The organism is Streptomyces collinus Tu 365, from assembly GCF_000444875.1.
GTDB classification, from domain to species: domain Bacteria; phylum Actinomycetota; class Actinomycetes; order Streptomycetales; family Streptomycetaceae; genus Streptomyces; species Streptomyces collinus_A.
In genome coordinates this window covers 5,312,591-5,335,069 of record NC_021985.1, presented here as the reverse complement: position 1 = coordinate 5,335,069, position 22,479 = coordinate 5,312,591, and the positions used below count along the sequence as shown (strand labels likewise).

At 71.7% G+C, this 22,479-nt stretch carries 20 protein-coding genes and 1 pseudogene; 10 read left to right on the top strand and 11 right to left on the bottom strand.

Annotation, left to right across the window (positions count from 1 at the left end; genetic code table 11):
* Positions 1-53: 53 nt before the first annotated feature.
* From B446_RS23345 to ilvA, 3 genes are all read right to left on the bottom strand, one after another.
* Positions 54-905 carry an ABC transporter permease gene (locus B446_RS23345; protein ID WP_020941892.1) on the bottom strand — a complete coding sequence of 284 codons (852 nt, stop codon included), beginning with the start codon at positions 903-905 and terminating at the stop codon, positions 54-56.
* Positions 902-1,885, bottom strand: a complete 984-nt coding sequence (locus tag B446_RS23340) for a daunorubicin resistance protein DrrA family ABC transporter ATP-binding protein (protein ID WP_020941891.1) — start codon at positions 1,883-1,885, stop codon at positions 902-904. The genes B446_RS23345 and B446_RS23340 overlap by 4 nt, the downstream gene beginning before the upstream one ends.
* A 200-nt stretch (positions 1,886-2,085) precedes the next feature.
* Positions 2,086-3,315 carry a threonine ammonia-lyase gene (gene ilvA / locus B446_RS23335; RefSeq protein ID WP_020941890.1) on the bottom strand — a complete coding sequence of 410 codons (1,230 nt, stop codon included), beginning with the start codon at positions 3,313-3,315 and terminating at the stop codon, positions 2,086-2,088.
* Positions 3,316-3,478: 163 nt separating this feature from the next.
* Here ilvA and B446_RS23330 point away from each other — a divergent pair, with 163 nt between their 5' ends.
* The 3 genes from B446_RS23330 (at position 3,479) to B446_RS23320 (ending at position 4,893) form a co-directional block, all read left to right on the top strand.
* Positions 3,479-3,985 carry a MarR family winged helix-turn-helix transcriptional regulator gene (locus B446_RS23330; RefSeq protein ID WP_193384548.1) on the top strand — a complete coding sequence of 169 codons (507 nt, stop codon included), beginning with the start codon at positions 3,479-3,481 and terminating at the stop codon, positions 3,983-3,985.
* A gap of 130 nt (positions 3,986-4,115) precedes the next feature.
* Complete coding sequence (locus B446_RS23325) at positions 4,116-4,619, top strand: sigma factor-like helix-turn-helix DNA-binding protein (protein ID WP_043476312.1); 504 nt, start codon at positions 4,116-4,118, stop codon at positions 4,617-4,619.
* A 25-nt stretch (positions 4,620-4,644) separates the two neighbouring features.
* On the top strand, positions 4,645-4,893 hold the full coding sequence (locus B446_RS23320; RefSeq protein ID WP_020941887.1) for a hypothetical protein: 249 nt from the start codon (positions 4,645-4,647) through the stop codon (positions 4,891-4,893).
* A gap of 9 nt (positions 4,894-4,902) precedes the next feature.
* Here the strand turns inward: B446_RS23320 and B446_RS23315 are convergent, their stop codons facing one another.
* Positions 4,903-6,057 carry a cystathionine gamma-synthase gene (locus tag B446_RS23315; protein WP_020941886.1) on the bottom strand — a complete coding sequence of 385 codons (1,155 nt, stop codon included), beginning with the start codon at positions 6,055-6,057 and terminating at the stop codon, positions 4,903-4,905.
* 141 nt (positions 6,058-6,198) lie between these two features.
* Here B446_RS23315 and B446_RS23310 point away from each other — a divergent pair, with 141 nt between their 5' ends.
* Both B446_RS23310 and B446_RS23305 read left to right on the top strand, forming a co-directional pair.
* Positions 6,199-7,317, top strand: coding sequence for a hypothetical protein (locus B446_RS23310; RefSeq protein ID WP_020941885.1), 1,119 nt, complete (start codon positions 6,199-6,201; stop codon positions 7,315-7,317).
* Between the two features lie 549 nt (positions 7,318-7,866).
* On the top strand, positions 7,867-8,850 hold the full coding sequence (locus tag B446_RS23305) for a trypsin-like serine peptidase (RefSeq protein ID WP_043476310.1): 984 nt from the start codon (positions 7,867-7,869) through the stop codon (positions 8,848-8,850).
* Positions 8,851-8,965: 115 nt separating this feature from the next.
* Here B446_RS23305 and B446_RS23300 read toward each other — a convergent pair whose 3' ends face one another.
* Positions 8,966-9,352, bottom strand: coding sequence for a hypothetical protein (locus B446_RS23300; RefSeq protein WP_063632806.1), 387 nt, complete (start codon positions 9,350-9,352; stop codon positions 8,966-8,968).
* A gap of 166 nt (positions 9,353-9,518) precedes the next feature.
* Between B446_RS23300 and B446_RS23295 the strand changes: the two genes are divergently transcribed.
* Both B446_RS23295 and B446_RS23290 read left to right on the top strand, forming a co-directional pair.
* Entirely contained in the window at positions 9,519-10,796 is a 1,278-nt protein-coding gene (locus B446_RS23295; RefSeq protein WP_020941882.1) for an ATP-binding protein, read from the top strand.
* 156 nt (positions 10,797-10,952) lie between these two features.
* A complete protein-coding gene (locus B446_RS23290) occupies positions 10,953-11,687 on the top strand; it encodes a hypothetical protein (protein ID WP_043476308.1) in 735 nt (244 codons plus the stop codon).
* 58 nt (positions 11,688-11,745) lie between these two features.
* Here the strand turns inward: B446_RS23290 and B446_RS23285 are convergent, their stop codons facing one another.
* On the bottom strand, positions 11,746-12,789 hold the full coding sequence (locus B446_RS23285) for an NAD(P)-dependent alcohol dehydrogenase (protein WP_020941880.1): 1,044 nt from the start codon (positions 12,787-12,789) through the stop codon (positions 11,746-11,748).
* A gap of 169 nt (positions 12,790-12,958) precedes the next feature.
* Between B446_RS23285 and B446_RS23280 the strand changes: the two genes are divergently transcribed.
* Complete coding sequence (locus tag B446_RS23280; protein WP_020941879.1) at positions 12,959-13,855, top strand: helix-turn-helix transcriptional regulator; 897 nt, start codon at positions 12,959-12,961, stop codon at positions 13,853-13,855.
* Between the two features lie 108 nt (positions 13,856-13,963).
* Here B446_RS23280 and B446_RS23275 read toward each other — a convergent pair whose 3' ends face one another.
* From B446_RS23275 to B446_RS23260, 4 genes and pseudogenes are all read right to left on the bottom strand, one after another.
* Positions 13,964-17,263: a S8 family peptidase gene (locus B446_RS23275; RefSeq protein WP_043476306.1), complete on the bottom strand. Its 3,300-nt coding sequence runs from the start codon at positions 17,261-17,263 to the stop codon at positions 13,964-13,966.
* A 242-nt stretch (positions 17,264-17,505) separates the two neighbouring features.
* Positions 17,506-17,703, bottom strand: a pseudogene (locus tag B446_RS23270) (ABC transporter ATP-binding protein); the annotation flags it as partial.
* 14 nt (positions 17,704-17,717) lie between these two features.
* Positions 17,718-18,965 carry a L,D-transpeptidase gene (locus tag B446_RS23265; protein ID WP_020941876.1) on the bottom strand — a complete coding sequence of 416 codons (1,248 nt, stop codon included), beginning with the start codon at positions 18,963-18,965 and terminating at the stop codon, positions 17,718-17,720.
* Between the two features lie 218 nt (positions 18,966-19,183).
* Positions 19,184-19,528, bottom strand: coding sequence for a hypothetical protein (locus B446_RS23260; protein ID WP_020941875.1), 345 nt, complete (start codon positions 19,526-19,528; stop codon positions 19,184-19,186).
* Positions 19,529-19,637: 109 nt separating this feature from the next.
* On the opposite strand from B446_RS23260, the gene B446_RS23255 reads away from it, so the two are divergent.
* Positions 19,638-19,985, top strand: coding sequence for a hypothetical protein (locus B446_RS23255; protein ID WP_043476302.1), 348 nt, complete (start codon positions 19,638-19,640; stop codon positions 19,983-19,985).
* 42 nt (positions 19,986-20,027) lie between these two features.
* Positions 20,028-20,822: a hypothetical protein gene (locus tag B446_RS23250; protein WP_234967540.1), complete on the top strand. Its 795-nt coding sequence runs from the start codon at positions 20,028-20,030 to the stop codon at positions 20,820-20,822.
* Positions 20,823-20,889: 67 nt separating this feature from the next.
* Here the strand turns inward: B446_RS23250 and hutH are convergent, their stop codons facing one another.
* Positions 20,890-22,428, bottom strand: a complete 1,539-nt coding sequence (gene hutH / locus B446_RS23245) for a histidine ammonia-lyase (RefSeq protein ID WP_043476300.1) — start codon at positions 22,426-22,428, stop codon at positions 20,890-20,892.
* Positions 22,429-22,479 lie beyond the last annotated feature (51 nt).

The following is a 22,479-nucleotide window of genomic DNA, read 5'->3' as shown; positions in this document are numbered from 1 at the left end:
GGCCGGCACCGCGCCCCCGGCGTCCGTGTGACGCCGGGGGCGTCGCCGTTCGGTCAGGCGGTGGCCGAGCGGTACTTGCGGACCGCCAGGGTGCGGAAGAACAGGGTGATCGCGACCGACCAGATCAGCGAGGCCCAGACCGGGTGCTGCATGGGCCAGGCGTCGGGCGTGTGGAAGCCCGGGGGCAGGTTGCCGAACAGCTCACGGCACGCCTGGACGGTGGCGCTGAACGGGTTCCACTCCGCGATGTGGCGCAGGAAGGTCGGCATCTGGTTCGCGTCGACGAACGCGTTCGAGATGAACGTCAGCGGAAAGAGCCAGATCAGGCCGCCCGAGGTCGCCGCTTCCGGAGTGCGCACGGACAGGCCGATGAGCGCGCCGATCCAGGAGAAGGCGTAGCCCAGCAGGAGGAGCAGACCGAAGCCGACGAGCACCTTGCCGAGGTTCTCGTGCGTGCGCCAGCCGACGATCAGGGCGACGATCGCCAGGACCAGCAGGGTCAGTGCCGTCTGGACCAGGTCGGCGAGGGTGCGGCCGGTCAGGACCGCGCCACGCGCCATGGGCAGGGAGCGGAAGCGGTCGATGAGCCCCTTGTGCATGTCGTCGGCGATGCCCGCGCCGGCGCCCGCGGTGGCGAACGTGACGGTCTGGGCGAAGATGCCGGCCATCAGGAACTCGCGGTAGGCCTGCGTGGAGTCGGACCCTCCGACCTGGATGGATCCGCCGAACACATAGGTGAACAGGACGACGAACATGATGGGCTGGATCAGTCCGAAGATCAGCATCTCGGGGATCCGGCCCATGCGGATCAGGTTCCGCTTGGCGACGATCAGGGAGTCGCGGACGGACCGGCCGACCGGGTTGCCGGGGGCCGCGAGGGGCGTGGCTTCGCTGGCGGCACTCATTTGACGGCCTCCTTGCCGTTGCTCTCGTCGCTCGCGGCGGTCTCGGCCACGTGGCCCGTCAGGGACAGGAAGACGTCGTCGAGGGTGGGGCGGCGCAGTCCGACGTCGTCTATCTCGATGCCCCGGCTGTCCAGCTCGCGGATGACCTCGGCGAGCAGCTTGGCGCCGCCGGTGACGGGGACGGTGAGCTTGCGGGTGTGCTCCTCGACCTTGGTGTCCCCCTTGCCGAAGCCGCGCAGCACCTCGGCGGCGGAGGCGATGTGCTCGCGCTCGTGCACCACGACCTCGACGCGCTCGCCGCCGGTGCGGGCCTTGAGCTGGTCGGAGGTGCCCTGGGCGATCACCCGGCCGTGGTCGACGACCGCGATGTCGTGCGCGAGGTGGTCGGCCTCCTCCAGGTACTGGGTGGTGAGCAGCAGGGTCGTGCCGCCGGAGACGAGCTGCTTGATGACCTCCCAGAGCTGCTGGCGGTTGCGGGGGTCGAGCCCGGTGGTGGGTTCGTCCATGAACATCACGGGCGGTGAGACCACGAGCGCGGCGGCGAGGTCGAGCCGGCGGCGCATGCCCCCGGAGTAGGTCTTGGCGGGGCGGTCGGCGGCGTCCGCGAGGTGGAACTGCTCCAGCAGTTCGGCCGCCCGCTGCTTGGCCGCCCTGGCCCGCATCTGGTAGAGCTGCCCGACCATCTGGAGGTTCTCCCGGCCGGTGAGGTATTCGTCGACCGCCGCGAACTGGCCGGACAGGCCGATGGAGCGGCGCACCGCGTCGGGGTGCTCGAGCACGTCCACCCCGGCGACGACGGCCCGGCCGCTGTCGGGGCGGAGCAGGGTGGTCAGGCAGCGGACCGTCGTCGTCTTGCCGGCGCCGTTCGGGCCGAGCAGGCCGAGGACGGTGCCCTCGGGGACATCGAGGTCGACGCCGTCCAGTGCTCTCACGTCGCCGAAGGTCTTCACCAGACCTTCGGCATAGATGGCGCCTGGCATGTGGTCTCCACGTCGTCGGGGATTCGTCGGGTTCTTCCGGGTCCTTCGGAGAGGAAGGCCAGGTTTCGCGCGTCCGGCGGCGCCGGTGTTTTTCCACCTGCGGCTTCCGCGCGACGACGCACACACTAACGCGATGTATCGCGTCTCTCAATAGATTTACCCGAACGTGGGACACCGCCGTCCCGCGCCCCGGCCCGGCCTCAGCCGATGACCGTGTAGCCCGCCTCGCGCAGGGCGTGGCCGACCTCGGCGCAGTGCGCCGGCCCCTTCGTCTCGAGGTGCAGCTCCACCTCCGCCTCCGTGAGCCCGAGCCGGGGGTCGGTGCGTACGTGGCTCACGTCGAGGACGTTGGCGTCGACCACCGACAACACCCCGAGGAGCGTGGCGAGGGCACCCGGCCGGTCCGTCAGCCGCAGCCGTACGGCCAGGTATCGCCCCTGCGCGGCCATGCCGTGCCGCAGCACCCGCTGCATCAGCACCGGATCCACGTTGCCGCCGGACAGCACGGCGACGACCGGACCGGGGAACGCGCCGGGCCCGCCGAGCAGCGCCGCGACCGGGCTCGCCCCGGCCGGTTCCACGACCAGCTTGGCCCGCTCCAGGCACAGCAGCAGCGCGGCCGACAGCTGGTCCTCGCCGACCGTGCGCACCTCGTCCACCAGCTCGTCGACGATGCCGAACGGCACCACGCCCGGCCGCCCCACCCTGATGCCGTCGGCCATCGTGGCCGGGTGCTCCACCGACACCGGGCGGCCGGCGGCGAGCGAGGGCGGGTAGCAGGCGGCGCCCTCCGCCTGGACCCCGACGATCCGCACGTCGGGGCGGAGCGCCTTCACGGCGACCGCGATGCCCGCCGCGAGGCCGCCGCCGCCCATCCCGACGACGATCGTGCCCACCTCGGGGCACTGCTCCAGGATCTCCAGACCGACCGTGCCCTGTCCGGCGATGACGTCGGGGTGGTCGAAGGGGTGGATGAGGACCGCCCCGGTCTCGGCCGCGTACTCCTCGGCCGCGGCCAGCGTCTCGTCGACCACCTGGCCGTGCAGGCGCACCTCGGCGCCGTACTCCCGGGTCGCGCTGATCTTCGGCAGCGGGGCGCCCCGGGGCATGAACACGGTGGCGTGGACACCGAGCAGCGAGGAGGCGAGCGCCACGCCCTGCGCGTGGTTGCCGGCGCTGGCGGCCACGACACCGGCGGCCCGCTCCTCCGGCAGCAGCCCGGCGATCCGGACGTAGGCGCCGCGCAGCTTGAAGGACCCGGTCCGCTGCAGGTTCTCGCACTTGAGGTGGACCGGCGTGCCGACCAGCTGGGACAGGTGCCGGCTGCCTTCCATGGCGGTCGTGCGGGCCACGCCCGAGAGCATCTTCTGGGCTCCGCGCACGTCGTCGAGGGTGACGGAGCGCAAGGAGCCGGCCGTGCCGTAGCTCATGCCTCCGAGTCTCGCAGTTCACGGTCGGGCACGACGGGTGTGACCAACCTCCGAGACCGGATTGCGCAGCGCCGGTACGGTCTGCGCCCCGGCCGCGTACCCTGTCCCCCAACCCAGCAGCCCTTCATGAAGCGAGCCTCCGGCCATGCCCACAACACCTGAAATGTCGATGGACATGACGACCGTCGGTGACCCCGGTCTCCTCGACACCCTCCAGCACGAGGTGGCGGTGTTCGCCCGCCGTGCCGAACAGACCCGGCTCGGTGGCGTCGGGCAGGTGCGCAACACCATGGACCGAGCCGCGTACCTGCTGCTCAACCGCCTGGACAAGGAGGGCCCCATGGGCGTCAAGGCGCTCGCCGCGAGCATGGGGATCGACTCCTCCACGGTCACCCGGCAGGTCGCCCCCCTGGTCGACACCGGACTCGTCAAGCGCACCTCGCACCCCGAGGACGGGCGTGCGGTGGTGCTCCAGCTGTCCCCGCGCGGGGTCGCCCGGCTCGACGAAGTGCGTCTTTCCCGGCGTCAGTTGATGGCGGAACTGACGCACGACTGGGCGCCGGAGGAGCGCGAGCAGTTCTGCACGCTCCTCACGCGCTTCAACACCGCGCTCTCCGCCCGGACGACGGTGCAGGGCGTGCCGGCCACGGAGCAGCCGCCCGCCTCCTGACCGGCACGGGCACCGGGACGGTCCCGAGTCTTGACCCCGGGGCCGCGGCTGGCCTCATATGAGATCGGGCCCTGCGGCGTACGGGGTGACCGTCCCGTACCGGACGGGGCCCCCTCAGGGGGGAGGCGCGGTGCGTGATCGGCAGGTGTCCCGCGATGCCCGCCGGGCCCGGGAGTTCGAGGCGTTCGTCGCGGGTGCGGCAGGGCGGCTGCAGCACACCGCCACGCTGTTCACGGCGGAGGCGCCGGGTGCCAACCCGCGCGCGCGGCGCCTGCTGACCCTGGCGCTCGCCCACACCTACGCCTGCTGGGACCGGCTGCGCGGCGAGGACCCCTACGAGTGCGCCCGCCAGTACCTCGCCACGCGCTTCGCGCACGGCACCTGGCACGAGCGCGTGCTGCTCGGCCGCACCCGCCCGCATCCGGGCAGCCCGCTCGCCGTCCTGACGGCGCAGGAGCGGCTGATCCTGGTGCTGCGGATGTACGAGGGGGTCGCCGAGGAGCAGACGGCGGCCCTGCTGGGGCTGCCCGTCGAGCGCGTCCACGCGATCTGCGACCGGGCGGCGGCCACCGTGCTGCATCCACCGCGCTCCGCGGCCCCGCGCGCGGTGGGCGCCGAGGTGGCGCCGTCATGAGGCGGCGGTCGCGGGGGAGGCCGCGGTGAACCGTCCCCAGAGAGAGGCCGCCGTGCGGCGGATCCTGGAGCACACCCCGGCGCCCGTGCCCCCGGACCTGCACGGCGACGCCGTCCGCCGGGGCGAGCGCCTGCTGCGGCGGCGCCGGCTCGTCCGCCGGGTGCTGTGGCTGCTGCTGTGCACGGCCGCGGTGGCGTTCGGCGTGTGGGCGGCCGGGGCCCACCCCTGGGTGGAGCCGCCGTCGCAGACGACTCCACCGGTCACCGGCTGGTGACGGGGGCGGTCAGCCCAGGGCCTGCTGCAGGTCCTCCAGCAGGTCGTCGACGTTCTCGATGCCCACGGACAGGCGCACCAGGTCGGCGGGGACCTCCAGGGCGGAGCCGGCCGCGGACGCGTGCGTCATCCGGCCGGGGTGCTCGATGAGCGACTCGACACCGCCGAGGGACTCGCCGAGCGTGAACACCTTGGCGCGGTTGCACACCTCGACGGCGGCCTCCTCGCCGCCCTCGACGCGGAAGGACACCATGCCGCCGAACGCCCGCATCTGCTTGGCGGCCACCTCGTGCCCGGGGTGCTCGGGCAGGCCCGGGTACAGGACGCTGCTCACGCGCGCGTGGCGGGTCAGCATGTCGGCGATCCTGGTGGCGTTCTCGCTGTGCCGGTCCATGCGGACCGCGAGGGTCTTGGTGCCGCGCAGCACCAGCCAGGAGTCGAAGGGGCCGGCGACGGCGCCCATCGCGTTCTGGTGGTAGGCCAGCTCCTCGCCGAGGGTCTGGTCGGAGACGATCAGCGCACCGCCGACGACGTCCGAGTGGCCGCCCATGTACTTGGTGAGGGAGTGCACGACGACGTCGGCGCCGAGCGACAGCGGCTGCTGGAGGTAGGGCGTGGCGAAGGTGTTGTCGACGACGAGCCGCGCGCCCGCGTCGTGGGCGACCTGGGCGACGGCGGCGATGTCGGTGATGCCGAGCAGCGGGTTGGAGGGGGTCTCCACCCAGACGGCCTTGGTGTTCGGGGTGATCGCCGCGCGGACGGCGGCCGGGTCGCTGGTGTCGGCGACGGACCACTCCACGCCCCACCGGGTGGCGACCTTGGCGAAGAGGCGGAACGTGCCGCCGTAGGCGTCGTTCGGGATCACCACGTGGTCGCCGGGGGTGAGCAGCGTACGCAGCAGGGTGTCCTCGGCCGCGAGGCCGGACGCGAACGCGAGACCGCGGCGGCCGCCCTCCAGCGCCGCGAGGTTCTCCTCGAGGGCGGTCCTGGTCGGGTTGGCGCTGCGGCTGTACTCGTAGCCGCCGCGCAGGCCGCCGACGCCGTCCTGCTTGTAGGTCGAGACCTGGTAGATCGGCGGGACGACCGCGCCGGTGAGGGGATCCGCGGTGTTGCCCGCGTGGATCGCGAGGGTCTCGAAGTGCTGACTGATGTGCCTGTCGCTCATGTGCACCGAGCGTAGTGCGCCCGGCGCGGTGGTGGCGCCTCACCGGGGTCCGGCACGGGGCCGGGACGGGTCCGGCGGAGTTTTCCACAGGCCGGCCGGCAGGGTTCGCCATTTGTCGGCGGCGTCTGGTTCGCTTGACGCATGGCGATTCTCTGGCTGCTCGCGGCGCTGCTGCTGATGAGCTTCGTGGTTCTCCCGTACCTGCGTCGCAAGCGCGGACCGGTCGGGCTGGTCCCCGCGGGCCACCCCGACGGCGCCGACCCGGCGGCCTACGGCTTCGTGCGCCAGGAGGAGCTGGACGTGCGGATGCCCGGTCCGGACGAGGATCTGCTGAACGTCCTCGACCTGGTGGAGCGCACCGGGGACTACCGGGCGGCGCAGCAGCTCCTGGCCGGTACGGAGGCCGAGGGCGAGCTGCGCTGGCAGCGGGTGCAGGCCTTCGCGGGCGCGGCGTCGCTGGAGCTGCAGCAGCGGCCGGGCGGGGTGCACGAGACGCCGGGCGGTCAGTGGCTGCGGGTGTGGCGGGCCGAGCTGCCCAAGGACGCGGGCGGCGCGGCGGTGCACGCCGAGTTCCTGGTGCAGCAGGCGTGGCGGACGTCGACGCCGGGCACGGACGAGTTCCGGATCATCATGGAGGAGGCCAGGAACGCCTGCGGCCAGGCGGCCCTGCTGGCCCCCGGCGACCCGGTGCCGTACATCACCGAGCTGTCGATCGGCCGGGGGCTCGCCTATCCGCAGCCGGAGTACGAGAAGCTCTGGATGAACATCCTGGACCGCGCGCCCCACCACATGGGCGCGCACCTGGCCGCGCTGCACTACTGGTGCGAGAAGTGGCACGGCTCGCGCGAACAGGCGTACGCGTTCGCCGAGGCCGCGGCGGCCCGCGCCCCCGAAGGCTCGCTGCTCGCCGGGCTGCCGCTGTTCGCCGTCTTCGAGCACCTCCCGGAGGTGAACCTGGTGGCGAGCTTCTACCAGAGCGAGGTCGTCACCAAGGCGATGCAGGGGGCGCTGCACGCGGTGCGCGCGGCCGACCCCGACGACCCGGTGCTCGCGCACGTCCGCCATCTGCTGGTGTTCTTCCTGGTACGGGCCGAGCGCTGGGCCGAGGCGCTCGACCAGCTGCTGCACGTCGACGGCCACGTCGGCGCGCTGCCCTGGACCCTCTCCGCCGATCCCGCGGCCGACTTCGCCGTCTACCGCGCGCTGGCGGTGGCGGGATTCGAGGCGAACGGAGGCAGCCCGGCGAACCTGCCGGGCTGACCCGGGCCGGGGACCGGGGACCGGCGGCGGGCGTTCCCGTGAGCCGGTCCAGGTCGGTCCAGCGGTGCCGGGGCAGAGGCTGTCGATAGCGAGGGTCCCCCGGTAGGGGCGCCGGCCGACGGAGTAGCCGCGGGCTCCTCGGGAACCTGGTGCGCAATCCAGGCATGGAAATCCCCCGGAAAGATGCGTTTTTCCCGTGTGCCCGAATGGTCGGTGGCCATCGAGACCTGGGGTCGAATGCGGGTCGGAGGAGTTATTCGGGGAGCAAAAAAAGCGGAATCGGAGATTCTTCGAATTCCGTCCGGACACCCGGGCGCGCACCTCAACCGGGCGCGCTCCAGGGGCTGGTGCGGACGAGCACCCACCTCGCCGGACGTGCAGGTTGACGATTAAATCCCGCGGGAAAGGTTGCCTCACCGGCGCAAAGAAAAGGCAAAAGTAAATGATTGGACTTCCCTGCGGCAGCCACTTATTCTCGACCCGGTGAAAAGCCATATAGAGAGACCCGGATCACAAAGGCATCGCGCACGCGGGCGTGGTGCCTTTCTCATGGCCGCAGGAATGGTGGCCGGTCTGGTCACGGTGTCGGGCGGGGCCGGACCGGCGACCGCCGCCGACGCCTCCGAGAAGGCCGGGCCGCGCTGGACCGCGGCGGCCGCACGCCACTTCTGGACCGACCGGCGCATGGCCGCGGCGAAGCCGCTGCCCGAGGACCGGCCCTCCGCCCGGACCGGCATCCGCACCCCGGCCACGGACCCGGCCGGGTCCCCGGTCCGGCGGGCCAGGACGGGCCCCGGCAGCTCGCACTTCGGCGGACTGCCGATGATCGGACGGATGTACGTGCAGCGGGGCAGCGGCTCCTACTTCTGCACCGCGAGCGTGATCAACAGCCGGCACCGCAACGTCGTGCTGACCGCGGGTCACTGCCTGGACGCCCGGGCCGGTTCCGGGTCGCTGGCGTTCGTGCCGCAGTGGACCGCGGCCACGCCGCGACCGCACGGGATCTTCCCGGTCGCCACCGACTCCCGGGGGCTCAGCCAGGTCTGGATCGACCAGCGCTACTACGACCGCGGGCACACCAAGGGCGCGTCGTGGGACGTGGCGTTCGCCCAGCTCGGGGCGCGCTCCGACGGCAAGCAGGCCCAGGACGTCGTGGGCGGCAACACGCTGGCCACCGGGCGCGGTTACGCCTTCCCCCGGATCCGGCTGGTCGGCTACCCGAACACCGACCACCAGCCGCTGACCTGCAACAACTCCACGACCCGCTTCACGCCGACCGACGGTGCGCCCGGCTCCTACCTCAAGATCGCGTGCAACGACTACCGGTCGGGCACCAGCGGCAGCCCCTTCCTGGCGAACTTCGACGCGCGCACCGGCAGGGGTGACGTGGTCGGCAGCATCGGCGGCTGGAAGACCGGCGGGCCCACCGCCGACGTCTCCTACAGCCCGAACTTCGGTTCCGACGTCCAGCGGCTGTACGACGCGGCCGTGGCCGGCACCCCGCCCGCCCGGCCCGGCGCGCCCACGCAGTGACGGGACGAGTGAGGCGCCCCCCGGGGTGAGTTGAGCGAGGTGCGGCGGGCCGGGCGGGAGTCCGGCCCGCCGCCGCGCTCCGATGCCACCCGCGCACCGGGAGCGCCGTACCGCGTCAGCCGATGACGATCACCACGGTCCCGTTGCCGAAACCGTGGTCGAACCGGTGGTCGAAGCGGTGGTCGAAGCGGTGGTCGAACCGGCTGTGGAAGCCGTTGCCGAATCCGTTGTCGAAGCCGTTGTCGAACCGGTCGCCGAATCGGTTGCCGAATCGGTTGTCGAAGCCGTTGCCGAAGCAGAACCCGCGCCCGTCGAAGCAGGACCCGCCACGGGCGAGGCAGCGCCAGTCACCGCTGTAGGAGCAGTTGTCCGTGACCGTGCCGGTGTGCACGGCGGGGGCGGCCGCCGTGGCCGTGCCCGCTGCGCCGATCGCGGCCCCGCCGGCCATCAGGATGCTCGCCGCCGACGCCGCGGCGAGACGCACCGCGCGTTGTGCTCGCATGGTGGATGCACCTCCCTATCCGTCGTCTCGCGCGTGTCTTGAGGGCTCGCGCCCTAGTCTCTGTACGTCGGCGGAACCGATCGGGATTGGTGGCGCGGCGTCCGCCGAGCACGCCCGCGGGGCTCCGGAGGAGAATGGGACTCCCGGTCCAGGTGAGGTGGTGGCGATGCCCCCCTGGCATCTGCGCGACTATCACGACGACGATCTCGACCAGGCCATCCAGATCTGGGACCAGAGCCGCCAGGCCGAGGCGGAGTCGGTGTTCCCGGTCTCGGAGGTGATGGCCGCGGCCAAGGCCGGTCAGCCGGCGGTGGTCGCCCTGGTCGGCGACGAACTGGTGGGCATGGCCGTGGCCCAGGCGGACGGCAGACGGGCGTGGGTCGTCCTGCTGGCGCTGGCCTCCCGCTGGCGTGAGCGCGGGATCGGCAGCGCGCTCCTGGCCGAGCTGGAGCGCCGGCTGCGTGCCCTGGGGGTGCGGCACGTCAGCGCGCTGCTGCCCGCGGGCGCGGCCGGCACCAAGGCCCTGGAGAACTCCGGCTACCGGCTCCGCGAGGGACTGACCTACTACGAGAAGCTCGAACCACCCGGCGCCGACAACGCCGACGTGCTCGCGGCGCTCGGCGGGCGCGTGCTGCCCGGCGGGCTCTGGGACGCCATGGCCGGCATGGAGCGGGAGAAGCAGGTAGTCGAGCGCCGTGTCGTGCTGCCGCTGACCGAGCCGGCGCTGGCCGACCGCTACGGGGTGGCCCCGCCCAAGGCGGTCATCCTCTTCGGGCCGCCCGGCACCGGGAAGACCAGCTTCGCCAAGGCGGTGGCCTCCCGGCTCGGCTGGCCGTTCGTGGAGCTGTTCCCGTCCAGGCTCGCCGCCGACACCCGCGAGGGCCTGGCGGCGGCGTTGCGGGAGGCGTTCACGGAGCTGGCCGAGCTGGACTCGGTGCTGCTGTTCATCGACGAGGTGGAGGAGATCGCCGGGGCGCGGTCCGGCAAGGCGGTCGATCCCGGGCACGGGGTGACCAACGAGCTGCTCAAGATCATTCCTGGGTTCCGTGAGCACGACGCCCGGATGCTGGTGTGCGCCACGAACTCGGTGCGCTCCCTCGACGCGGCGTTCCTCAGGCCCGGCCGGTTCGACTACGTCATCCCCATCGGCCCGCCGGACCCGACGGCCCGCGCGGCGATCTGGGCCCGTTACCTCAGGGCGGCCGGCGACGCGGTGGACATCGCGCGCCTGGTCGCGGCGAGCGAACTGTTCACCCCGGCCGACATCGAGTTCGCCGCGCGCAAGGGGGCGCAGGCGGCGTTCGAGCGCGAGCTCACCGAGCGTGGCGACCGGCCGCCCGGCACGGAGGACTTCATGACGGCCATCGCCGACACCCGCCCGACGCTCACCGCCCGCGCGCTGGAGGAGTTCACCGAGGACATCGACACGTACAGCCGCCTGTGAACCGGCCTGACGCGAGGCCGTCGGGCGGTCGGCTCCCGTAGCTCGTCGCTCGGCGGTCCCCGCCGAGCGGCCGGCGCTGCCCGAATTCGCGAGACGGATCCGCCGTCGCCCCGTACTCTCGCGCCTCGCGACAGTCGTGCAAGGTGAGGGGGCCGGATGGGTGCTCGGACGTTTCTGATCGGTGGCGGATGGGATACCGCGCAGGTGTACGAGCCGTTCCTGCGGGCGGCGGCGCGTGGGGCGGAGGTGCCGCGGATCGGGTGCGTGATCGTCGACGAGGGGGACGGCGAGCAGCAGTTCGAGCGGTACGCGCAGGCGCTGGGCAGGGCCGGCACCACCTGTGTGCCCGTGCCGCTGCTCGTGCCGCTCGGCGGGCGGTTCGAGCCGGCGGGCACGCTGGACGGGCTCGACGGGCTACTGGTGTGCGGTGGACTGACGCCCGCCTACCAGGAGGCCTTCGCCGGCTGTCTGGAGCGGCTGCCCCGGCTGCTCGCGGAGCGCGGGACGCCGTACGCCGGGTTCTCCGCGGGCGCGGCCCTCGCCGCGCGGCGGGCGGTGGTCGGCGGATGGCTCCTGGACGGGGTCCCGGTGTGCCACGAGGACACCGCGGAGGACCTCGAAGAGGTGGCCGTGCGGGACGGTCTGGGCCTGGTGCCGTGCGCGGTCGACGTGCACGCGGCCCAGTGGGGGACGCTGGCCCGGCTGGTCGCGGCGGTGGGCCGGGGGGCGGTGCCGTACGGCGTCGCCGTGGACGAGAACACCGTGGTGGAGGTGGCCGACGGCACCGCCCGGGTGGCGGGCCTCGGCCGCGCCCACGTCGTACACCCCGCGGCGGACGGCGGCACCCTGGTCCGCTCGTACGGCACCGGCCAGGTCTTCGGGCTGTCCTAGGCCGTGTCCGCGACGTCCCGCCCGGCGCCCCGAGGGGTGCCGGGCAGGCCGGGTCGCGTCAGATCGTGGCCGTGTCGATGACGAAGCGGTAGCGGACGTCGCTCGCCTGGACCCGTTCGTACGCCTCGTTGATCTCGGCGGCGCTGATCAGCTCGATCTCGGCGCCGAGGCCGTGCTGCGCGCAGAAGTCCAGCATCTCCTGGGTCTCGGCGATGCCGCCGATGCCGGAGCTGCTGATGCTGCGGCGGTTGCCGAACAGCGACTGCAGGACGATCTGCACCGGCTCCTCGGGGAGGCCGACGTTCACCATCGTGCCGTCCGTGCGCAGCAGGGACAGGTAGGCGGCGAAGTCGAGCGGCGCCGAGACGGTGTTCAGGATGATGTCGAAGGTGCCCGCGAGCTCCTCGAAGGTGTCCGGGTCGCCGGTGGCGTAGTAGTGGTCGGCACCGAGCCGGAGGCCGTCGTCCTTCTTGCGCAGGGACTGCGACAGCACGGTGACCTCGGCGCCCATCGCGTGCGCGATCTTGACGCCCATGTGGCCGAGGCCGCCGAGGCCGACCACCGCGACCTTCTTGCCGGGGCCGGCGTTCCAGTGCCGCAGCGGGGAGTACGTGGTGATGCCCGCGCACAGCAGCGGCGCGGCCACGTCCAGCGACAGGCCCTCGGGGACGCGGACGACGAAGTTCTCGTCGACGACGATCTTCTGCGCGTAGCCGCCGTAGGTGGGCTCGCCGTCCTTGCCGGTGTCGTTGTAGGTCCAGGTGGGGCCGCCCTTGGTGCAGTACTGCTCCAGGCCGGCCCGGCAGTTGTCGCACTCGCGGCAGGAGTCGACCATGCAGCCGACGCCGACCCGGTCGCCGACGGCGAACCTGGTGACGCCGGAGCCCACCTCGGAGACGACGCCGGCTATCTCGTGGCCGGGGACCATCGGGAAGATGCCGGGGCGCCAGCCGTCCTGGGCCTGGTGGATGTCCGAGTGGCAGATACCGGCGAACTCGATGTCGATCAGGACGTCGAACTCACCGACCGCGCGCCGCTCGATGGTGGTCCGCTCCAGCGGGGCCTTCGGGGCGGGTGCGGCGTAAGCAGCAACAGTGGTCATGCCGGGGTTCTCCTAGCAGTGGTCCGTGCCCGGCCGCCCTCCGGCCGGGTACGTCTTCCAGCGTGCCCCGGGTCCGGCGGACCACCCAGTCCACGCCTCTTCGTACGACCGCTGTGCCTACCACTGGCGGGGTCAGGCTCGTGTGCGTACGACCGTGAATACTGGGCGCATGGACGAACAGCCGGAAGCCGGCGCCGGCCGGGCCCTGGACCGGCGGGCCGAGCTGAGCGAGTTCCTGCGCAGCCGGCGGGCCCGGCTGAAGCCGGAGGACGTGGGGCTGCCGGACTTCGGCCGGCACCGCCGGGTGCCAGGGCTGCGCCGGGAGGAGCTGGCCCAGCTGGCCGGCGTCTCGGTGGCCTACTACACGCGGCTGGAACAGGGCAACGGACGCAACGTCTCGGCCGAGGTGCTGGACTCGATCGCCCGGGCCCTGCGCCTGTCCGACGCCGAGCACGCGCACCTCACCCACCTGGCCAAGCCGAAGGCGCACAAGAAGCGGCCCGCGGCGCGCCAGCAGCAGGTGCGGGCTGCCCTGTGCCAGCTGCTGGACACCATGGACGGCGTGCCCGCGTACGTCGTCGGGCGGCGCGCGGAGATCCTGGCCTGGAACCGGATGGCGGCCGCGCTGTTCGGTGACTGGGGGCGGTTGCCGGCGGGTGACCGCAACTGGGCCCGGCTGGTGTTCCTGCGGCCCGAGTACCGGGAGCTGTTCGTCGACTGGGAGCAGAAGGCGATCGACATCGTCTGCGCGCTGCGCATGGACGCGGGCTGCTTCCCCGACGATCCCCGGCTGTCCACGCTGGTCGGTGAGCTGTCGGTGAAGAGCGAGGAGTTCCGGCGGCTGTGGGCGACGCACGACGTCAAGGAGAAGAGCCACGGCGTGAAGCGGCTGCACCACCCGCTGGTCGGTGACCTCTCGCTGCGCTTCGAGACGTTCCGGGTGGCGGGCGACACCGATCAGGCGCTGATCACCTACCACGCCGAGCCGGAGTCGGTCTCGGCCCAGTCCCTGCGCCTGCTGGCCAGCTGGGGCACGGACGCGACCCGGGCGGTGCCCGCGGTCTGAGGCGCGCCCGGCCGGCGCGCGGGTGGCGGCCGTCCGGGACGGCGTACGCGAACGGCCCGCGGGAAGCGGTGCTTCCCGCGGGCCGTCCGGCATCGGCCTACCGGCGTGTCACTTGCCGAGGTAGGCGTTGTAGATGGTGATCGCCGACGTGTTGCCCTTCTTGTCGGTGATCTTGGCGCGGAACGAGATGCCCTTGTTCTTCGCCGGGTTCTTCACGGTGATCTTGCCGCCGCGGACGGTGACCTTCGTGAAGGTCTTGCCGTCGTAGGAGACGTACACCGACAGGGACTTCAGGTTGCCGCTCGCGGCCGCGCCCTCGACGGTCACCGGGAAGGTGACCTTCTTGCCGGCGTCGACGCGGCTGTCCAGGCCGGTCGTGGCGCCGAAGTGCAGGGCGGAGACGGGGAGCTTGGCGGAGCCGCCCGAGGGCTTCCTGGAGCGGAACGTCCAGGTCGCGTCGATCCGCGAGGAGACCGCGGCGACCTTCGACGCGCGCTTGACCGAGGTGGTCAGCTTGTACGCGGCGTCGGCGGACGGGACCTGGAAGGGCTCGCCGAACAGCGGGTCGTGGTTGGAGCCGACCTTGCTGCCGTTGCGGTACAGGCTGGTGTTCACCGAGGTGAAGAGCGAGGAGCCGGCGTGCTCGGCCCCGTCGGCGAACAGCGGCAGCATGCCGTAGATCTGGTTGCCGTCGCGGTAGACACCGAAGTCGGCGTTCAGGTGCGGGCCGAAGACCGCGGTGTTGAAGGTCTTCGTGTACGACTTGCCGGCCGTGAAGGACTGGGCGCCCAGGCTGTAGTGGGCCTCGCCGATGGGGAAGCCGTCCTGGTCGAGGCCGCCGTCCTGCTCGAACTCCAGCTGCCACTTCACGCCGCCCTTGGCGGCCAGGTGCAGGGTGCGGGTGCCGGGCAGCTTCTGCGGGATGGAGACGGAGGAGGCACCGGAGCTGCCGGGCAGCCAGCCGAGGGCGGCGACGGAGCCCTTCTTGCCGCTCACGGAGGCGCCGAGCCGCGCCTTCACCGTGGCCAGGTCGCTCGCCTTGTAGTGCTTGGTGTAGCCGGTGGCGAGCTGCCTGACCGGGCCGCCGGAGGTGACGTCGTACTGCTCGGTGGCACCCTTGGTCCAGTGGCCGTCCCACTGCTGGGTCAGCGTGCCGGCCGGCAGCTGCGGGCCCAGGTGGGCGGTGCGGAAGTTCTTGTACGTGTCGAGGAACCAGCCGAAGCCGTACTGGCCGTCGCCGACCGTGACGTCCCACTCGGGTGAGGCGAACACGGACTTGGCACCCGGGGCCGGGACGGTGATGTCCACCGGCTTGGCCTTGCGCGCGTCGATCGTGATCGTCTGCTTCTTGGCGACCGTCAGCTTCGGCTGGGCGATCGAGTCGATGCCCTTGCTCGCGTCCTGCGGGTCCCCGAAGACGGCGGTGTTGAGGATGTACGTGCCCTTGGGCGCGCGCACCTTCACCGTGCCCGACTTGTCGTACGGGTTCAGCCACTGGCCGTTGGCCAGACCGGCCACACCGGCCAGGTCGGCGCTGTAGTCCGGCGCCGGCTTGCCGTCACGGCCGATGAACTTCAGCGTGACGTCGTAGGACTCCACCTCGCGCTGCACCGCGGCGGCCGTGCGGACGGTCTGCCCGCCGCCGGTCGCGGTCACGTACGACGAGTAGGCGCCGTCGACCGTGCCGCCCAGCTTGGTGTCGACCGTGAAGCCGACCGCCGCCTTGCCGTGCGCCGGGACGGTCACCGAGGTCGCGGCCAGCTTGAAGAAGCCGGCCGGGGCCGCGTGGCCCTTGGGGTCGGTGGCGGTGCTCGTCAGCTTGAGCGTGACGTCCTTGTCGCCGAGGTTGCGGTACGTCAGCTGCTTGGTGACCGGCTTGTCGTCGGTGTGCGGCCACTGCTGCACACCGAAGCTGACCGAGACCGGCTCGGCGATCACGGACTGCTTGATGGCCTTGTCGACCGCGATCCGGCCCGAGCCCTGCTGGAACGGCGTGTAGTCGCCGCCCTTGGCGGAGCCGGTGAGCGCGCCCTTCAGCTCGGCGTAGCCCCAGTCGGGGTGCTCCTGCTTGAGGATGGCGGCGGCGCCCGCGACGTGCGGGGTGGCCATCGAGGTGCCGGAGATGGTCAGGTAGCCCTCGGGCTTCTCGCCGACCTCCTTGTCGATGACGCTGCCCTTGGCCGCGGCGGCGGTGATGTCCACGCCGGGCGCGGTGACGTCCGGCTTGATGGCGCCGTCGCCGACCCGCGGGCCGGTGGAGGAGAAGTCCGCCAGCTTGTCCTTCTTGTCGACGGCGCCGACGGTGAGCGCGGCGTCCGCGCTGCCCGGCGAACCGATCGACTGGGGGCCCTCGTTGCCCGCGGCGATCGCGAACAGGACGCCCTTCTCGGCGGAGAGCTTGTTGACCTCGGCCTCGAGCGGGTCGATCTCGGGTGTGTCGTAGCCGCCGAGGCTGAGGTTGATGACGGAGGCGCCCTGCGCGGCCGCCCACTCCATGCCGGCGAGGATGCCGGAGTCGTCACCGGAGCCGGTGTCGTCCAGGACCTTGCCGTTGAGGAGCTGGGCGTCGGGGGCGACACCCTTGTACTTGCCGCCCGACTTGGCGCCGGTGCCCGCCACGATGGAGGCCACGTGCGTGCCGTGCCCGAAGTGGTCGGTGGCGTCGGCGGCCGACGTGAAGTTCTTGGACGCGACCACCTGGCTCTTGAGGTCCGGGTGGGTGGTGTCCACACCGGTGTCCAGGACGGCGACCTTGACGCCCTTGCCCGTGTAGCCGGCGGCCCATGCGACGGGGGCGCCGATCTGGGGCACGGACGTGTCGAGGGCGGCCTTGCGGACGCCGTCGAGCCAGACGTGGGCGATGCCGGAGGCGGCCCTGTCCCCGTCGGTGACGGCGTGCCACAGCTCGGCGGTGTCCTTGACCGGGGTCTGCACGGCGTCCGCGTTCAGCGCCTTGAGGCTGCGGCGCAGGGTGCCCGCGTCCCGGACGTCGGTCCTGGTGGCCGCGGCGGCGCCGCTGTAGCCGACGATGACCTTCAGGCCGTTCTTCTGGGCCTTGCGGGTGGCGGCCCTGTTCAGCTCGGTGATGTCGAACAGGCGCTGGTCCAGCTTGCCGGAGGCGACGAGGCGGGCCGCGTCGGCCGGGACGACCAGCGTGTGGCCGTGGGTCTTGCGGACCTGGACGGGAATGTTCTCCCGGCCCTTGGCGCGCCGCAGGCCGACGACGCGGCCCTTGGCGTCGAGGTCGACCCGGTCCCCGGTGATCAGGGTGACGTGGTGCTTGGCGGTGAGTGAGGAGCCGGCGGCCTGAACGGGCTGCGCGGGCTTCGCCGACGCCGGGCTGGTCATACCCGCTGCGAGGGCGACGGCTGCGGCGGTGGCCACGGTGGCCGCAGCTGCTCTTTTCACTTGTCTGCGCAAGATCTCCCCCTGGAGACGAGGTATCGGGCGAATTCCCCGTTCACCCGACCGAGGGAGATCTCGTACACCTGTACGCCAACCCCCCGGACGACGAAGTATGCCGGGGGGTGATCAGACGGCTCAAGGGTTGAGAGGAGGGTGTGAAAGCGCTGCCCACAACTGTTACGCGTCGGGGCAGACACCGTTACAGAATCGCGAAGTCCCGCCCGCCCGAACGGTGTTATACGACGTCAGGCGCCCGCGTTCTCGCGCACGGTGATCTTCCCCTTGCGGATGATGGCCACGCGCGGGGCCTTCTTCGCGATCGCCGAGTCGTGGGTGACCATGACGAACGTCAGGCCGTGCTCCTTCCCCAGGCGTTCGAGCACGTCCATGATCTCGTCCCGCGTCCCCTCGTCGAGGTTGCCGGTCGGCTCGTCCGCGAGCGTTCGCGGACGGGTCGTCAGACGGCCGAACCGGCCTTCCACTGCGCCCAGTCCAGGTTCCAGCCGTTCAGGCCGTTGTCGGGGGCGACGGTCTTGTCACCGGTGTTCTTGATGACCACCACGTCACCCACCAGGGAGTGGTCGTACATCCACGCGCCGGGCGTGCTGGGGTCCTTCGCGCCCTTGGCGTCGGACAGGCCCACGCAGCCGTGGCTGGTGTTGACACTGCCGAAGATGGACTTCGCGCCCCAGTAGTTGCCGTGCAGGAACGTGCCGGAGTTGGTCAGGCGGATGGCGTGCGGCACGTCCTTGATGTCGTACTCGCCCTTGCCGTCGTCGTCGGTGAAGCCCACGGTCGCGCCGTTCATGCGCGTCTCCTTGAACTTCTCGGACATCACCATGACGCCCTGGTACGTCTTGTTCTCCGGCGAGCCCGCGGAGATCGGTATGGTCTTGACGACCTTGCCGTCCTGCGTGACCTTCATCTGCTTGGTCTTGGCGTCGACGTAGGAGACCTGGTTGCGGCCGATGTGGAAGGTGACCGTCTTCTGCTGCACGCCGTAGACACCGGCGGCGCCCTGGACGCCGTCGAGGTCCAGCTTCAGCGTGACGGTGGAGTTCTCCTTCCAGTACGCCTGCGGGCGGAAGTCGATCCGGTTGGCGTTGAACCAGTGGCCGACGACCTCCTGGCCGCTGCTGGAGGTGACCGTGATGCCCTTCTGGACGGCGGCCTTGTTGGTGATCGCCTTGTCGAAGTTGATCGACACGGGCATGCCCACGCCGACGGTGGAACCGTTCTCCGGCGTGAAGTTGCCTATGAAGCTGTTGGCCGGGGAGACGGTCGTGAAGGAGCCGTTCTCGTGCGCGACCCGGCCGGCGGAGTCCTTGGCCTCCGCGGCGACCTTGTAGGTGGTCGAGCGCTCCAGCTGCCCGGTCGGCTTCCAGCTCTTGCGGTCGGCGGAGAGCGCCCCCGGGACGGCCTTGCCGTCGGCCGTGGTCATCGTCACACCGGTGAGCGTGCCCTTGGCGACGCGGACGGCGGCCGAGTTGTTGATGGAGGCGTTGTCGGAGCCGTCCTTGGGCGTGATCGTGATCTGGGCCTCGGAGGACTTCTCGGCCGCCGCCTCGTCGGCCTTGGCCTGTGAGGTGTCACCGCCGTCCGTGGCCTTGGCGTCGCCGCCGCCCGAACATCCGGTGAGTGCCAGCACACCGCCGAGCAGTGCGGACGCGACCGTCAGGCCCTTGCGCCGCTTACTGTCCGTCATCACACGCTTCTCCATCGTCGCTGAAATCGCGGAAAACCCGAGTCCCCGTTCCGAACCCCAACGCTACGAGCGCTCCGTCCCTTGCCACATGGCGGGCAGGTGTGCGCCCTACCACGTCCGCCGGCGGCGGGTGGTACGGAAGTCGTCCGTGCGTCCCCCTGGGACGACGAAACCCCGGACGGCGGTCGCCGTCCGGGGTCTTGGGTGCCCCGGGACGCTCAGCCGATGCCGTCCTCTTCTTCGTCGTCCTCCCCATCATCCTCGTCCATGTCCCAGTCGGGCGAGTCGGGGTCGTACTCGACCCGCTCGCTGGACCACGAGGCCTGCTGGAGCTCGACTCCGGGCACCTCGCTGACCAGGTCGAACGGGTCCACGAGATAGGCGAGGGCCTCGGCGGTGTCTTCCGTCACAGCGCTCTCGGCGTGCGTCCGCTCCTCCTGGGGCAGTTCCGGGTCGGCGGCCAGCCGGCGCAGCGCGGCCTTGGTCAGCTCGTCCTCGGCCTGCACCTCCAGGACGAGTTCGACGCGAAGCCGTACAAACCGTGATGTCTCTTCCGTGTTCATGACGGGAGCGTACGGCTGAAACCTCCCGTGACTTTCCCGTGACCCGCGCCTTTCACTAACATCGCCCCACACGGCCAATTCGCCAGCGTCACAAGGGGATCGATATTCCGTGTCATCCGCTCGCCGTCCGTTGCTGACCGCCACCGCCGCGGGGACCCTGCTGTGCGCCCTGTGGTTCGTCCCGTCCGCCAAGGCGTCCCAGGACGGCACGGTGAGAGCGACGACGGTCACGAGCACGACGTCGCAGGTCACACAGCAGGCGAAGGCGATATCCGAGGCGGCGTCGGTCAGCGGCACGGACAGTGCCGACGGCACGGACGCCGCCGGCGACGGCACCCGGCTCGCGGACACCGGCAGCTTCGACACCACCCCGTACGTCATCGGCGGGAGCGCCTTCCTCGCCGTCGGCGCCGGGTTCGTGGTGTATTCGGTGCGGCGCGAACGTCTCGGTTTTTAATCTCGCTTGACGATCTGTTGACAGAGAACGCATAGTCCGCCCATGAAGAGATCATCGGGTGTGCGGCTGTGCGCCACCGCTGCTGTGGGAGCGCTGTCGCTCGCCCTCATCACCGGTTGTTCCGACGGAGGTGGCAAGGACTCCGGGGACGGCACGGGCGGCAAGGACGGGAAACCGGCCGCGAAGGCGCTGAGCGCCGCGGAACTGAAGCAGCGCATCATCGCCAAGGGCGAGGTGCCCGGCTACGAGGTGGGCTCCGTCCAGGGCGGCATCCCCTCCAAGGACAAGGTCACGGCCGGGGACTCCCGGTGCGAGCCGGTGCTCCGGGCGCTGACCGGCGTCGCCCCCGGTGAGCCGGCGGCGCACACCAGCCGCATGGCGACGGAGAAGAAGAAGGACCCCACCGACGACGCCACGTCCCTGGACGACCTGGCCGACGGCAAGTTCGAGGACGCGATCGGCAAGTCCATGGACCTGGACGTCACCGTGGTCACCCTGGCCTCGTACGACGGTGGCGGGGCCGCGGCGGCCCTGAAGTCGGTCTCCGACGCCGTCAAGGCCTGCGCGGGCGGCTTCTCCGGCGTGCAGGACGGCGAGAAGGGCGAGTTCACCAAGGTGACCGAGGAGAAGTCCTCCGGCACGGGTGAGGAGTCGGTGGCGTTCACCGCGACCAACGACTCGGGCAAGGAAGGCGCCATGCCGCTGCACGCCGAGGTCGTGCGGCACGGGAGCACCCTCGCCACGTACACCACGATCAACATCGGCGCGATGATGAGCAAGAAGGCCTACACGGTGCCGGCTCCGGTCGTCAAGGCGCAGGCGGCCAAGCTGAAGTGACGCGGCGAAGGGCCCCGCCGGGAAGCCGGCGGGGCCCTTCGTGTGCGTCGTGCGTCGCGTCCCGCGGTCAGCGCAGCGGTCCGGTGACCGCCTCCACGGCGGTGACCAGGTGGCCCCCGCGCACGAAGGCGTCGGCGGCGGCCAGGTCGGGCGCCAGGAACCGGTCCGGGCCCGGGCCCTGCACACCCGCGGCGCGCACGGCCTCGATCACGGCCCGCGAGGCGGGCGCCGGGGTCAGGCCCTCGCGCAGCTCGATGCCGCGGGTGGCGGCGTACAGCTCGACGGCGACGATCCGGGTGAGGTTGTCGATCGCGGTGCGCAGCTTGCGCGCGGCCGACCAGCCCATGGACACGTGGTCCTCCTGCATCGCGGAGGACGGGATGGAGTCGGCGGAGGCCGGCACGGCGAGCCGCTTCATCTCGCCGACCAGGGCGGCCTGCGTGTACTGGGCGATCATCAGGCCGGAGTCCACGCCGGCGTCGTCGGCGAGGAACGGCGGCAGGCCGTGGCTGCGGTTCTTGTCCAGCAGCCGGTCGGTGCGGCGCTCGGCGATGGAGCCGAGGTCGGCGGCGGCGATGGCGAGGAAGTCCAGCACGTAGGCGACGGGAGCGCCGTGGAAGTTGCCGTTGGACTCGACCCGGCCGTCGGGCAGCACGACGGGGTTGTCGACCGCGGAGGCCAGCTCGCGCTCGGCGACCAGACGGGCGTGCGCCATGGTGTCGCGCCCGGCGCCGGCGACCTGCGGGGCGCAGCGCACCGAGTAGGCGTCCTGCACGCGCGGGGCGTCGTCCTGGTGGTGGCCGGTGAGCTGCGAACCCTCCAGCACGGCCAGCATGTTGGCGGCGGAGGCGCCCTGGCCCGGGTGCGGCCGGATGGCGTGCAGCTCGGGCGCGAGCACCTTGTCCGTGCCGAGCAGCGCCTCCATGCTGAGGGCGGCGGTCACGTCGGCGGACTTGTAGAGGGTGTCGAGGTCGGCGAGGGCCATGACGAGCATGCCGAGCATGCCGTCGGTGCCGTTCAGCAGGGCCAGGCCCTCCTTCTCGCGCAGCTCGACGGGCTGGATGCCGTGCTCGGCGAGCAGTTCGCCGGCGGGCCGCACGACGCCGTCGGGGCCTTCGGCGTCCCCCTCGCCCATGAGCGTGAGGGCGCAGTGGGAGAGCGGGGCCAGGTCGCCGGAGCAGCCGAGGGAGCCGTACTCGTGCACGACCGGGGTGATCCCGGCGTTGAGGACGTCGGCCATGGTCTGCGCGACCTCGGGCCGGACGCCGGTGTGGCCGGAGCAGACGGTCTTCAGGCGCAGGAACATCAGGGCCCGTACGACCTCCCGCTCGACCCGCGGGCCCATGCCGGCGGCGTGCGAGCGGACGATGTTGCGCTGCAGCTGGGCGCGCAGTTCCTGGCTGATGTGCCGGGTCGCGAGGGCGCCGAAGCCGGTGGAGACGCCGTAGACCGGGTCCGGCTTGGCCGCCAGGGCGTCCACGATCTCCCGCGCCGCCGCCAGGGCCTCCACCGCCTGTGCCGACAGCTCGATGCGGGCACCGCCGCGCGCCACGGCGAGAACGTCGGACGCCGTGACCCCGGACGTCCCCACCACCACAGTGTGCATATCCATATTCAGGAGCGTACGCATTGAATGCGTTGATGTCACTAGTGGGGA